This window comes from Hypericibacter terrae (assembly GCF_008728855.1).
GTDB classification, from domain to species: domain Bacteria; phylum Pseudomonadota; class Alphaproteobacteria; order Dongiales; family Dongiaceae; genus Hypericibacter; species Hypericibacter terrae.
Genome location: NZ_CP042906.1, coordinates 3,126,941 through 3,141,666, shown reverse-complemented (window position 1 = coordinate 3,141,666; position 14,726 = coordinate 3,126,941). Strand labels below are relative to the sequence as shown.

Genomic DNA, 14,726 nt, shown 5'->3' with positions numbered 1-14,726 from the left:
CGCCAGCCGATCACCGAGGAGATCGGCCATGGCGCCATCGTCCCTTAGAGTGTCGATCACAAGGCTCTTCGGCCGCGCACTCGGCCGGGCAGTGCCGGCATCGCCGTGGCATGGGCTGGAACCCGTTCGCGCGGAGCTGTTCAGCATCGCCCGCATCGAAGAACATGGGCGAAGCCTTGCAGCCGCGCAGACGGTCACGCAGAAACCAGCTGCCGGCCTGTCGCTCGCGGCCCGCCTCGCCGACAACGCCGCGGTGCTGCTGGCTTCCCACCGCCTCATTGCCAAAACGACCGACGAGGGTGGGGCGACCACACCGGCGGCGGATTGGCTGCTCGACAATTACTATCTGATCGAGAGACAGATCCATGAGATCCGCTCCGATCTGCCGCCCGGTTACTACCGGCAATTGCCGAAGCTCGCAGAGGGGCCCTTCGCCGGATATCCGCGCGTGTTGGGTATGGCATGGGCCTTCGTCGCCCACACCGACAGCCGCTTCGATCCTGAGATGCTGTGCCGTTTCGTGCAGGCCTATCAGGAAGTGCAGCCACTTACGATCGGCGAGCTTTGGGCGCTCGCCATTACCTTGCGGATCGTGCTGATCGAGAACCTGCGGCGTCTGGCCGAGCGGATCGTGCGAAGCCGCGCCGAGCGGGAGCAGGCAGATAGCCTTGCGGACCGTTTGCTCGGCGTGGGCGGCCGGGTTGCCGAGCCGCTGAGCCTGCTGCTGGCGGATTACGAGAAGATCCCGTTGGCGGATGCCTTCGCCGTACAGCTGCTGCACCGACTGCAGGATCAGGACCCGCGGGTCATACCGGCGCTGGCCTGGCTGGACGAGCGCCTGGCGGCCAAGCAAGCCACCACCGATGCTGTCGTCCGCGAGGAGCATCAAAGGCAGGGTGCCGCCAGCGTCACCGTGCGCAACATCATCACGAGCATGCGGCTGATCAACGACGTGGATTGGACCGAGCTGTTCGAACGCGTCAGCCTGGTCGACAGGATCCTCGCGGCGGGCGGCATCTTCTCGGAGATGGATTTTCCCACCCGCAATCTTTACCGCAGCGCCATCGAGCAGTTGTCCCGGGGTTCGGGCCGGACGGAGCTCGAGATTGCGCATGGCGCCGTTCTGGCCGCGGAGCGTGCCGGCTCCGAGGACTCCGCTGCACCGGACGACCGCCGAACCGACCCCGGCTATCACCTCATCGCCGGCGGCCGCGCCGCCTTCGAAGCGGCGATCGGATTCCGGCCTCCCTGGCGTGCCTGGCCCGCACGCGCGAACCGCGCTCTCGGCCTTGGCGGTTACGTGGGAGCCATCGTCGGAGAGGCGGCGATGATCCTCGCCTTGCCTCTGCTGCTCCTCGTCCTCGCCGGTGTCGATGCGGCCTGGCTCTGGGTGCTGGGCGCCTTGGGCGCTATCCCGGCGGTCGATGCCGCCGTGGCACTGGTGAACCGGGGCGTAACGGGAAGTCTCGGCGCCACGATGCTGCCGGCGCTGGAGCTTCGCCATGGCGTACCGTCGCATTTGCGCAGCCTCGTGGCCGTTCCCACGCTGCTGACGACCCCGGATTCGATCGAAGAACAGATCGAGCGGCTGGAGATCCACTATCTCGCAAATCTGGAGGGTGAGCTCCACTTCGCGCTGCTCTCCGATTGGACCGATGGGGTTACCGAGCATGTGGAGGGCGACGCCGAGCTTCTTGCGATTGCGGCCGCGGCAATCGAGCGGCTCAACCAACGCCACGGCCCGGCCCCCGGCGGGAACCGGTTTCTCCTGCTCCATCGCCGCCGCCTCTGGAATGAAGGGGAGAGGCGGTGGATGGGATGGGAGCGCAAGCGCGGCAAGCTCCACGAGTTGAATCGGCTCCTGCGCGGCGCCGCCGACACCACGTTTCTGGACATCCAGGGACAAGCGCCCATCGTCATTCCCGATGTCCGCTATGTGATCACGCTGGACGCGGATACGAGGCTGCCGCGCGATACGGTCCGCCGCCTGATCGGGAAGATGGCGCATCCGCTCAACCGGCCGCGCTTCGATATGGCGGCCGGCAGGGTGATCGAAGGCTACGCGGTGCTGCAACCGCGGGTGACGCCTTCGCTCCCGGTCGGCAATGAAGGGTCGCTGTTTCAGCGCATATTCTCGGGCAACGGCGGCATCGACCCTTATGCGGCGGCCGTGTCCGATGTCTATCAGGATCTCTTCGACAACGGTTCCTATACCGGCAAGGGCATCTACGACGTCGATGCGTTCGAAGCGGCCCTGGCGGACCGCGTTCCCGAATCGACCCTTCTCAGCCACGACCTCTTCGAAGGCGTGTTCGCTCGCGCCGGGCTCGTCTCCGATATCGAGGTGGTGGAAGATTTCCCGGCGCGTTACGACGTCGCGACCCTGCGCCATCACCGCTGGGCGCGCGGCGATTGGCAGCTTCTTCCCTGGATTCTGGGCTTCGGGCCGTCGACGCATCCCGGGCGGCCGCGGACCCCGATGCCGGCGGTCGGCCGCTGGAAGATGCTGGACAATCTGCGCCGATCGCTGTCGGCGCCCGTCGCCGTTCTCGCGCTGTCGGCGGGGTGGATGCTGCCGCTGCATGCGGCGACTCTCTGGACATTCTTCATCCTGGCCACCATAACGCTGCCGACCTTCATCCCGGCGATGGGTGCGATCCTGCCGCGTCGGGCCGAGATCACGGCATACAGCCATCTGGGCGCGCTTGGCAGGGATCTCCGCATCGCATGGGCCCAGTCCGCCTTGCTGACGGTCTTTCTCGCGCATCAGGCGTGGCTCATGGGCGATGCGATCGCCAGCACGCTGTTTCGGCTGCTGGTAACCCGCCGACATCTGCTCGAATGGGTTCCGGCCGCGCAATCGACCCTTGGTCGTCGCTTCGACCTCTATGGCTTCTATCGCCGTATGGCAGGCGCCATGCTCGTCGCCGCGGTAGCGGCGGCGGTCGCGTGGTACTGCGGACAGGGAGCCTGGCCGCTTGCGTTCGCCTTTGCCACGCTCTGGACAGCGTCGCCCGCCGTCGCGCGTTGGGTCAGCCTCTCGCCGTCGGCTGCGGGGCGGCCTTCTTTCTCGGAGGCAGACGCGGATGTCTTGCGGCTGACCGCGCGGCGGACCTGGCGATATTTCGAGACCTTCGTGACTCCGGACGATCACATGCTGCCGCCGGATAATTTCCAGGAAGATCCGGCACCTGTGCTCGCCCATCGGACCTCCCCGACCAACATCGGCCTCTATCTCCTGGCCGCTGTGAGTGCCCGCGACTTCGGATGGCTGGGTACGCTCGAAGCAATCGAGCGTCTGGAGGCCACGCTCGCGACGCTCGGCAGCATGGCGCGGTTCCGTGGCCACTTCTTCAATTGGTATGACACCCGGGATCTGCGGCCGCTCGATCCTCATTATGTCTCCACCGTCGACAGCGGCAATTTGGCAGGCCACCTCATCGCGCTCGCCAATGCCTGTCAGGAGTGGGGCGATCGCCCGGTCCCGGCTCGACAGCGGCTGGCCGGCATTCGCGACGCGCTGGAACTGATCGGCGAGGCGGCGGCCGACCTCCAGGATGGGCGGCGAACCCAATCCGTCACCTGGGCCCAATTCGAAGAGGCGCGGGCGCAGGTGATGGCCAGCGTTGGAAGGCCGGCGGTCGACGGTGAGAACCCGCTCGATCGCCTGGCGGAGCTGGCCGCCTTGTTCGAGACCATGGCCGATATGATCCGGACGCTGACCGCGGAGCGGGCCGACGATAGCGGCGCCGACATATCGTTCTGGGTGGAGGCGGCTCAGAACGCCATCGAAAGCCATCGGCGCGACCTTATCGTGTCAGAGCATGTCCACAGCAGCGCTCGATCCCGCCTCGCTGTCCTCGCGGAAACCGCCCACCGAATGGCGCTGGCCATGGAGTTCGGATTTCTGCTCGACCCCGACCGGAAGCTGCTTTCGATCGGCTGCATCGCGCCTGAGGGGACGCTCGATACGAGCTGCTACGATCTGCTGGCGTCGGAAGCGCGGCTCGCCAGCTTCATGGCGATCGCCAAGGGCGATGTACCGGTCCGCCACTGGTTCCATCTTGGCCGTGCGGTCACGCCGGTGGATCGGGGGGCGGCACTGATCTCCTGGTCGGGCTCGATGTTCGAGTATCTGATGCCCTCCCTCATCATGCGCGCACCCGCAGGCAGCCTGCTCGAGCGGACCAGCCACCTGATCGTTCGCCGCCAGATGGCTTATGCCGATAAACTCGGACTCCCCTGGGGGATGTCCGAATCCGCCTACAACGCCCGTGATCTGGCATTCACATACCAGTACTCGAATTTCGGGATTCCGGGGCTGGGGCTGAAACGCGGGCTTGGCGAGAATGCCGTCGTCTCGCCCTATGCGACCGCGCTCGCGACGATGGTCGATCCGGCCGCCGCGGTCCTGAATTTCGCCAGGCTGCACGAGCTTGATGCTCGCGGTCGCTACGGCTTCTACGAGGCGCTGGACTACACCCCGATCCGGGTCCCCGAAGGCAAGCAGTTTGTGCTTGTCCGCGCCTACATGGCCCACCATCAGGGCATGACCATTGTCGCCATCGCCGACGCTTTACTGGCAGGAATCATGAGATCCAGGTTCCACGCGGAGCCCATGATCCAGGCGACCGAGCTTCTGCTGCAGGAGCGCACGCCCCGCGATGTGGCGGTTGCCCACACCTGGGCGACGGAAGCAAAATCGGCCGCGACGATCAGGGAGATGGAGACACCCGGCGGCCGCCGGTTCCGCACGCCCCATGGCGCGACACCGGCGACTCATCTGCTCTCGAACGGACGCTATTCGGTGATGCTGACGGCGGCGGGCTCGGGCTATAGCCGCTGGCGTGACCTGCCGGTGACCCGCTGGCGCGAGGACATGACCTGCGACGATTGGGGTTCCTACGTCTTCCTGAGGGATGTTCGCAGCGGCGCGGTCTGGTCGGCGGGTTTCCAGCCGAGCGGGGCGGAGCCGGACCATTATGAGGTTATCTTCGACGAGGGACGGGCCGAGTTCACCCGCCGCGACGGAACGCTCACCACGACCCTCGAGATCCTGGTCTCGGCGGAGGAGGACGGGGAGGTGCGCCGCCTCTCGATTTCGAACGCCGGGGCGAGCACCCGGGAGATCGACGTCACATCCTATGCCGAGCTCGCCCTGGTCGCGCAGGCGACCGACGTTGCGCACCCGGCCTTCTCCAAGCTCTTCGTGCAGACGGAGTTCATCGCCGATGTCGGCGCCCTCCTGGCGACCCGCCGCCGGCGAAGCCCCAGCGAGCCGGAGATATGGGCCGCGCAACTGGCCGTGATGGACGGGGCCGCGGTCGGCGGGCTGGAGTTCGAAACCGACCGGGCGCGCTTTCTGGGTCGTGGCCGTTCGGTCCGCGCGCCCGTGTCGATCGTCGATGGCCGGCCGCTGTCGAACACGGTGGGCACCGTGCTGGATCCGGTGTTCGCCCTGCGGCGTCGGTTGCGCATCGAACCCGGCACCACCGTGCGGATCGCTTTCTGGACCCTGGTCGCGCCGTCGCGCGATGCCATTCTCGACATCATCGATAAACACAGGGACGCGACCGCGTTCGAGCGGGCCGCCACCCTGTCCTGGACGCAAGCGCAGGTCCAGCTCCACCATCTCGGTATCGATCCGGGTAAAGCGGGGCTGTATCAGCGTCTTGCGGGGCATCTGCTCTATACCGCGCCGACGCTGCGCCCATCCTCCGATACCATTCGACGGGGCGCGGGTGGGCAATCCGGGCTCTGGGCCCTGGGTATTTCGGGCGATCTGCCGATCCTGCTGCTGCGGATTGCCGACAGCGAGCACCTCGATCTCGCCCAGCAGCTGCTGCAGGCTCATGAATATTGGCGCATGAAGCAACTGAGCGTCGATCTCGTCATTTTGAATGAACGAGCCTCGTCCTACATCCAGGATCTCCAGATCGCGCTGGAGACGATGGTCCGTACCAGCCAATTGCGGCGGCCCGCGGGTGCGGAGGGGCCGCCCGGGCGCGTTTTCCTGCTCCGGACCGACCTGATCTCGTCCGAGGCGCGGGCTCTCCTCTCATCGGCCGCACGCGTCGTGCTGGTCGGTCAGAGGGGAAGGCTTTCCGATCAGCTTGATCGGGTGCCGGAGATCAAGGCGGGGCGCCGACCGGGATCGAAGCCCATCCTCTCGGGCGAACATCCGCGCCCCGAGCCCCGGCTGCCGCCGCTTGAGTTCTTCAATGGCATGGGCGGCTTTGCCGACGAGGGCCGGGAATATGTGACGATCCTCGGGCCGGGTCAGGTCACGCCGGCGCCCTGGATCAATGTCGTCGCCAATGCCGCATTCGGTTTCCAGGTCGCGGCCGATGGCGGCGGCTTCACCTGGTCCGTCAACAGCCGTGAGAACCAGATCACGCCCTGGTCGAACGACCCCGTCGCGGATCGCCCGGGTGAGCTGTTCTATCTTCGCGACGACGAGACGGGCGAGCTCTGGTGCCCGACCGCCCGACCGATCCGCGACGAGGCGGCAACCTATGTCGCGCATCATGGCAGGGGCTACAGTCGGTTCGAGCTGACGGCTCGGGATATCGCGGTCGATCTCGTCCAGTTTGTTCCCGTCGACGATCCGATCAAGATTTCCCGCCTCACGCTTCGCAACCTGTCGAGCCGTGCCCGGTATCTCTCGGTAGCGGCCTATGTCGAGTGGGTCCTGGGCCCGTCGCGCTCGGCATCGATCCCGTTCGTCACCACGGAGATCGAGGTGGAGACTGGCGCACTGCTGGCCCGCAACCCCTGGAATGCGGCATTCGGATCGCGCGTGGCCTTCGCCGATTTCGCGGGGCGGCAGACCGATTGGACGGGCGACAGGCGCGAGTTCATCGGTAGGAATGGCTCGCTGGAAAGTCCGGCGGCCCTGATCGCCGTGGAGCCTCTTTCCAACAAGGTGGGTGCCGGCCTGGATCCTTGCGGCGCCTTGCGGACAAGCGTGATCCTCCCGCCTGGCGGCAGCGTCGAACTTGTTTTCTTCCTGGGCGAAGCCGCGAGCGTGGAGGATGCGCGGAGGCTGGTCACTCGCTATCGCGCCGCCGATCTCGACGCCGTGCGCGCCGAGGTCGCGCGGCTCTGGGATGAGGTGCTCGGTGCGGTCCAGGTCAAGACCCCCGACCGCTCGATGAACATCATGCTAAACGGCTGGCTGCTCTACCAGACGCTGGCCTGTCGCGTCTGGGCCCGCTCCGGATTCTATCAGGCGAGCGGGGCTTATGGATTTCGTGACCAGCTTCAGGACGGCATGTCTCTCGTTCATGTGCGGCCGGCGATGGTGCGTGAGCATTTGCTGCGGGCCGCGGCCAGGCAATTCGTGGAAGGCGATGTCCAGCATTGGTGGCTGCCACATTCGGGCCAAGGGGTGCGGAGCCGCATATCCGATGACCGGACCTGGCTCGCTTTCGTGACGGCACACTATGTCGACGCCACGGGCGACGCGGGTGTTCTGGACGAAATGGTTCCTTTTCTGGAGGGGCCGTATCTCGATGAGGGCGAGCATGACAGTTTCTTCCAGCCGACGGTCTCCGACAAAACCGCAACCTTGTTCGACCATTGCGCACTCGCGCTGGACAAGAGTCTTGCCCTCGGTAGCCACGGCCTTCCCCTGATGGGCACGGGCGATTGGAATGACGGCATGAACCGTGTCGGCGAGAAGGGACGGGGTGAAAGCGTCTGGCTCGGCTGGATTCTCTATAAAGCGCTGTTTGCTTTTGCGGCCCTGGCCGATGCGCGCAGCCTGACCGACCGGGCGGGCACATGGCGGGCGCACGCCGACACGCTGCGGGCGTCGATCGAACGAGAAGCATGGGACGGGGAGTGGTACCGGCGCGGCTGGTTCGACGACGGCACGCCCCTCGGATCCTCGGTGAACGAGGAATGCCGCATCGACGCGATTGCGCAATCCTGGTCGATCATCTCAGGCGCCGGCGATCCAGCACACGCCGCGCAAGCCATGGCTTCGGTCGAGCGCCAGTTGATCCGGGTCAAGGACGAGATCTCGGTGCTGTTCACGCCGCCATTCGACAAGGGTTCCCTCGATCCGGGCTACATCAAGGGCTATCCGCCCGGCATTCGCGAGAATGGCGGCCAGTACACCCACGCTGCCCTATGGTCGGTCATCGCCTTTGCTGGCTTGGGCGAAGGTGACAAGGCCGTGGAACTGTTCGCGCTTCTGAACCCGATCAATCATGCGCGGACGAGGTCGGGCGTGCAGCGCTACAAGGTGGAGCCTTATGTCATCGCCGCCGATGTCTATTCGACCCGACCTCATGTCGGGCGCGGCGGCTGGACCTGGTACACGGGCGCCGGCGGATGGATGCAGCGCGCCGGCGTCGAGAGTATTCTCGGGGTTCGGATCTCTAACGGCATTCTGCACCTCGACCCCTGTATTCCCAAAGCGTGGCCTGGGTACGAGATCCTGCTCCAGCAGGGTTCTTCAAAGTATGAGATTTGCGTCGAGAACCCGGATGGCGCGGGGCGGGGCGTTGCACAGGCGAGCCTCGACGAAATGGCGATCATGGAACGCCCGTTGCGGATCCGGCTCGCTGACGACGGCGCCCTGCATCGCATTAGCATTCGGCTCGGCACATGCGACGGCACGGCATTCGGAGTTTGAGCGAATCGCGCCAGATCTGACCAGAGCAACATCGCATCAGTCAATCAGAAGGGAGACGTGTCGAGTCGCGACCCTTCCGCGAGCCTCTGCAGGCCATCGATGTTGAGCATACGCAGCGTCCCTTTGCGGAGCGAGACAAGTTGCCGTTCTCGCAAATGGCGCAGGAGGCGGTTGATGTGGACTGCGGTGATTCCCAATGCGTCACCAATCATCTCCTGAGTCAATGGAATATCCAGGGGCTGCTCAGGTGGCGTATTGCGGGAGTTTGCCTGATGTAAATGGATCTGAAGTAAAAAATACGCCACGCGTTCGAGGCCGAAACGGGCCCCGACATTCGTCAACTGGTCCTGACCTCTGATGACATCGTCGGCAATCAGTTCGAGCAGCCTCCGACCGAGCGAGGGATGCTGTTCCAAGAGGGAAGGGAATGTTCGCCGCGGAAAGACGCAAACAGCGACGTCGCTGATACACTCGGCGCCATGCTGCATGGGCGCATCGACCCTTGCCTGGTAGCCGAGGAAGGCACCCGGGGAAGCAATCTGCAAGACTTGGCGCTTTCCGGATTCCAGAATTCGGTACAGGGTCACCCAGCCCGATAACAGATTGTAGATCTCGCCTGGACGTTCGCCAGCCCGGTACAAGTGCGAGCGGGCGGGAAGGATTCGATCACAGGTTTTGAATTTTTCGAGGACATCGAGCTGACTGGACACCATGGCGCTGCACACAGTCATCTCGCGTATCGCGCAGCGACGACAGCCTTCCGGTATGCGCGGCGCTTCGCCGTTGATTGTCCCCACGATTTACAATTCCCCTTTCGAGTGTATTCCGTGACGAAATCTTGACCACTACGTATCAGGGTATGCCCGAGGACGAGAGTGGCAGTTGTCGCCGGCAAATCATGGTCGCAAGACAGCCGGCGCAAGACCCATCACGCGACCACACGGTTCCTTTGATTGGTTGCTGTTTTCCTCCGCCCGTTACCTGGAGGCCGTCATGATGGCCGGTCCCCAATGGCTGCCAAGCCCAGCTTTGAGGGGTTCATTAAGGGTTAGAGGTTCGGCGAGGCAGGGTGGAGACTCGGAAACTACTTAGTTGCGTCAATTCGGGCTTGGCTAGGGAGAATGTCTGAATCACCAATCAAGAAAGATCTGGATTTGTGAGGACGGGCGAGAGCGCGGATCGCGAAGCGGTCGCCACCCGTGGCGGATTGAAATAGCAGCGAATCTTCGTCGCGGAAACAGCCTCGGAAATCCTGGGTCTCGGGGATTGCACAAGCTGCCGTTGCGATAGCGGGCGATCTGTGGACAGGGAAGGGGATGACATACGGAACGCAGCGGGAATGGCCATCGAAGATTTTCAGCACGAAGCGGCAAGTTGGTCCGAATTGAGACTTTCTTCAGCCCTTCTGACGTAAAAATCTGTCTCGCGGGATAATTTTGGGCGCACGGCGACGAGGCACCGTCGCCGCTGTCGGCAGAGTGACGCGTGAAGGGCATTGATTTGGAACGGCGGGAAGAGATGGTGACGGTCGCCAGGGCACCCGGCATCTCAGAAATCGCGGCGCGACACCACGAGGCGGCCGAGGTCGATGACCTCGAAGGCCGGCCTAATGGCGAGCCGCGATGCGAGATGCGCACCGCCTTCGGCCGGGCCACGTGATCGAGCCATGGACGGATCCACAACAGATCGCCCCGAGGAGACCGATGAGCAATGCCGGCGCCTCGATCGCGAGCGCAAGGCGCACGTCGCTGCGGAGAGCATCCCCCGGAGCTTGCCCGAGCTCCACGAGAAACTGAGACAGCTCGAACTGCTGGAAGCGGTCGCGGTCTTCGCCAACCAGACCACATCGGTGCGCGACGCGCTCGACTTCGCCATCGCCCGGATCTGCGAATTCACCGGCTGGCCCCTGGGTCATGCCTGCATGCCGGAGGCCGTCGAAGGGACTCCCGGCATGGTATCGACCGGCGGCTGGTGCGGCGGCGACACCGAGAGCCTGCGGGATTTCTGCCGGGAAGCGGACAGGATGAGATACAGGCCCGGGCTCGGCTTGCCCGGCCGTATCCTCGCGACCGGCGCCCCTGCCTGGATGACGGAGGCGGCCGCCGACGAAAACTTCATCTTCGCCAAGTCCGCGCGGGCGGCAGGTCTCAAATCGGCCTTCGGCTTTCCGGTCATGGTCCGGGCCGAAGTCACGGCCGTGCTGGAGTTCTTCTCCTATGCCGAGCGGCAGCCGGACGCGACCTTGCTCTGGCTCATGGGACGGATCGGCGCCCAGCTCGGACGTGTGGTCGAACGACAGCGCTCGGACGAGAAGCTGATCCATGAGGCCTCTCATGACCCGCTGACGGGCTTGCCGAACCGTGCGCTCTTCCTCGATCGGCTCACGCGGGCGATCGCCCGCCACAAGCGCCATCCAGGCGCGAATTTTGCGGTCCTCTTCATCGATCTCGACCGCTTCAAGCTGGTCAATGACAGCCTGGGCCATCTCGCCGGCGACAGTCTCATCGTCGAAGTGGCGACCCGCTTCCAGGCCTCCTTGCGCCAGACCGACATGGTGGCGCGCCCCAGCGCGGGGCTGGCGCCGCCGGTTCGGCCGGGGATGACGGGCTTGAGCCGCGGGGGCGATGGCAGGAGCGATGCTCGTGACACCCTGGCGCGGTTGGGCGGCGACGAATTCACCGTGTTGCTGGACGATATCGAGGATCTGAGCGACGCCGTCCGCATTGCGGACCGCCTGCTGGCCGCGCTGCGCATGCCCTTCACGCTGCAGGGTCAGGAGATCTATGTCGAAGCCAGCATCGGCATCGCCCTGAGCGCCACCGGTTATGCCACTGCCGACGAGGTTCTGCGCGATGCCGACCTGGCCATGTACCGCGCCAAGGCGTTGGGCAAGAGCCGCTACGAAGTCTTCGACCGAACGATGCATGTGCAGGCGGTGGGGCAACTGGCGCTCGAGGCCGACCTCCGCCGCGCGCTTCAGAATCAGGATTTCATCCTGCACTATCAGCCGATCGTCGATCTGCGGACGGGCGATATCTCGGGACTCGAGGCCTTGGTGCGCTGGCAGAAATCCACGACGGAGCTGATCTATCCGGGCGATTTCATTTCCGTCGCCGAAGACACCGGCCTCATCCTCGATCTGGGGATGTGGGTGCTGCGCGAGGCTTGCGAGACGACCCGCGCCTGGCAGCTGCAGTTTCCGCGCGAGCGGCCCCTGACGATCAGCGTCAACCTGTCGGCCCGTCAGTTCGCGCAACCCGACCTGGTGCCGCAAATCCAGCATATCATCGCGGATACCGGCATCGATCCCGAGACGGTCCGGCTGGAGTTGACCGAAAGCGCGACGATGGCGAATGCGGAGCGCGCGATCAGCGTGCTGGGGCAGCTGCGGTCGCTTGGCGTGCGCATCAGCATCGACGATTTCGGCACCGGCTATTCGTCGCTCAGCTATCTGCACCGCTTCCCGCTGGACGTGCTCAAGATCGACCGATCCTTCGTGCTGCAGATGGACAATGCGAAAGAGGGCCTTCAAATCGTCCATACGATCCTGAATCTCGCCCGCAGCCTGAGCATGGAAGTGGTCGCGGAAGGCGTCGAGACCGAAAGGCATCTGAGAAAACTGCGGGCGCTCGGCTGCGAAGCCGGGCAGGGTTACTATTTCTCGCGGCCGGTCAATGTCGCCGGGATTCAGGCGCTGCTCGCCTCGCCGCCGGAGTGGGGCTCCTGAAGCCTCCCCTGCTGGCGGATGGCATGACGAGGTTTTAAGCGCCCGGCAAGGCGCTGCTAAGGAGCGCACACAAGGTAGATCCAGAAGGGCCGTCCATCAACCGGATGGCTCGACCATGATCTGCATTGGAGTTCGCCATGTTCCGTAGAATGATGTTTTCCACCGCCATGATGGTTGTGGTGGTGGCCGCTGCGCCGGCAGCCTTTGCCGCCAGCCCGGGAGAGACGGGGATCTCGCCTGGCGTACCCGCGACAAACAGCGCCGGCCAAAAGGCAGTGGTCGCCTCGCCCGACAAGGAGGCGACAACGAGTCCGGTTCGGTTCATCTCGCTCTATGAACGCGTAACCCCCAAAGACATATCCGCATTCGGCGCCGGCCCCGTCTCGCTCGACGAGGCCATTGCAGACGCGCAACGAGCCACGAACGGCACGGCGGTCGACGCGGAGTTCAAGGCGGGACCCGGCAAGCCGCATTACGTGGTGTGGGTGACCAAGGACAACCGGCTCTATCGCTCCACGGTCGATGCCGAGAACGGTGCCGTCGTCGGCGCTGCTCATGGATTTACATTGCATCGCTTGAATCCATCGGAGCGTGCCGACGTGGGCGTGATCGAGCAGGCCAAGGCCGACCTCGCGGACGCAGTGGCGATCGCGGCGAAGGACAGCAACGGCGAGCCGATCGCCGCTTCCCTCGAAAGGGAGGAAGGCATTCGCGCCTATCATGTCTCGGTGATCGAGAAGGGAGCCCTCCAGACCCTGTGGGTCTCGCCGGACAATCCGACGATCGTCGCCGCGAATTGACCGGACTTGCGGAACGCGGCGCCGTCACGAGCTGCCCTCCTGACGGCGCCGTCCGCGACGGAGCAGGAGTTCTCCAGTTCCGATCCGATCATTCTAGAGCCGCCCGGCCGATCCTTTTATCCCTGTCATGAAAGATCGGAAAGGGGGCTCTGGTTCTGCCTCTCCCCATCTTAATTTGCGGGAATGCTGCAGCGCGCCATCTGTTGGCTGAAGGGGTGATGCAGCTTCTTCCCTTCCGATGCGGCCTGTGTCGCGGGGGGCCCTGGGACCGGAATTATGCAAGCGGCCGGCGATGATGCTGTGGCCCAGGCTCGCGGGATCGAGTGACCGATGACAGACCTGAAATCCACCTCTCGTCGCCGTCCCCGGTTGATTTCCACGCTTGCCGCCATCGCAATCCTGGGCGGCGGCTATCTCATCTGGTGGCACAGCGGATGGGCGCCGGGATCGGATGCGGCGACCAAACCGCCACCGCCGCCGGCAATACCGGTCCAGATCGCCGTCGCGGCGACCCAGGATGTGCCGCACTATCTGGACGGCCTTGGCACGGTGCAGGCGTTCAACACCGTCACTGTGAAGTCCCGGGTCGATGGCCAGTTGGAAAAGGTGACCTTCACGGAGGGCCAGAAGGTGAAGGCGGGTGACGTGCTCGCGATCATCGATCCTCGGCCCTTTCAGGCGGTTCTCGACGAGGCGGTCGCCAAGAAGGCGCAGGACGAGGCGCAGATCGCCAACGCGAAGCGCGATTTGCAGCGTTTCGAAGACCTTGCCAAGCAGGGTTACGCGGCCCAGCAGCAGGACGATACGCAGCGCGCCCTCGTCGCCCAGCTCAATGCGCAGATCATCGGCGACCAGGCCGCGATAGACAATGCGCAGACGCAGCTCGACTACACCACCATCGCCTCGCCCATCGACGGCCTGACCGGCATCCGGCTCGTCGACCAGGGCAACATCATCCATGCCACCGACCCCAACGGTCTCGTGGTGGTCACGCAGGTCGCGCCGATTTCCGTGATTTTCACCCTGCCCGAGGACGATCTGGATCCGGTGCGAAGCGCGATGGCAAACGGCGGCGTTTCGATCGACGTCGTGAGCGGCGACGGCAGCAAGGTCGTCGCGACCGGCACCCTGGCGCTCATCGACAACGAGATCGATCAGACCACCGGCACGATCCGCCTGAAGGGGACCTTCCCCAACAAGGACGGGGCTCTCTGGCCCGGCGAGTTCGTGGACATCCGCCTGCTCGCCGATACCGAGCGGAATGTAACGACGATCCCGACGCCGGCCCTCCAGCGCGGGCCGGACGGTTACTCCGTTTTCGTCGTCAAGGCTGACGGAACCGCGGATCTTCGCAAGATAAAGGTCGGACAGATCGCCCGGGGCGTTGCGGTGATCGAGGACGGTCTCGCCGCGGGGGAGAAGGTCGTGATCTCCGGACAGTATCGGCTTCAACAGGGCTCGCTGGTCGCATACAGGACCACCGGCACCTCGTCGGCATCGACACCCACCACAGCCTCCGGGCAGGCCTCCAGCACGGCGCCATAGGAAGCAGGAA

General features: G+C 64.7%; 5 protein-coding genes. 4 read left to right on the top strand and 1 reads right to left on the bottom strand.

Annotated elements, in window-relative coordinates; genetic code table 11:
* Window positions 1-28: 28 nt before the first annotated feature.
* A complete protein-coding gene (locus FRZ44_RS14260) occupies window positions 29-8,644 on the top strand; it encodes a GH36-type glycosyl hydrolase domain-containing protein (RefSeq protein WP_151177822.1) in 8,616 nt (2,871 codons plus the stop codon).
* Between the two features lie 44 nt (window positions 8,645-8,688).
* On the opposite strand, the gene FRZ44_RS14255 is transcribed toward FRZ44_RS14260, so the two are convergent.
* Complete coding sequence (locus FRZ44_RS14255) at window positions 8,689-9,441, bottom strand: Crp/Fnr family transcriptional regulator (RefSeq protein ID WP_151177821.1); 753 nt, start codon at window positions 9,439-9,441, stop codon at window positions 8,689-8,691.
* An 869-nt stretch (window positions 9,442-10,310) separates the two neighbouring features.
* On the opposite strand from FRZ44_RS14255, the gene FRZ44_RS14250 reads away from it, so the two are divergent.
* The 3 genes from FRZ44_RS14250 (at window position 10,311) to FRZ44_RS14240 (ending at window position 14,716) form a co-directional block, all read left to right on the top strand.
* Window positions 10,311-12,371, top strand: a complete 2,061-nt coding sequence (locus FRZ44_RS14250; RefSeq protein WP_151177820.1) for an EAL domain-containing protein — start codon at window positions 10,311-10,313, stop codon at window positions 12,369-12,371.
* A gap of 125 nt (window positions 12,372-12,496) precedes the next feature.
* On the top strand, window positions 12,497-13,171 hold the full coding sequence (locus FRZ44_RS14245) for a PepSY domain-containing protein (protein ID WP_151177819.1): 675 nt from the start codon (window positions 12,497-12,499) through the stop codon (window positions 13,169-13,171).
* 330 nt (window positions 13,172-13,501) lie between these two features.
* The gene (locus FRZ44_RS14240) at window positions 13,502-14,716 is read left to right on the top strand and encodes an efflux RND transporter periplasmic adaptor subunit (RefSeq protein WP_151177818.1); all 1,215 of its coding nucleotides are present in this window, start codon (window positions 13,502-13,504) and stop codon (window positions 14,714-14,716) included.
* Window positions 14,717-14,726: the final 10 nt, after the last annotated feature.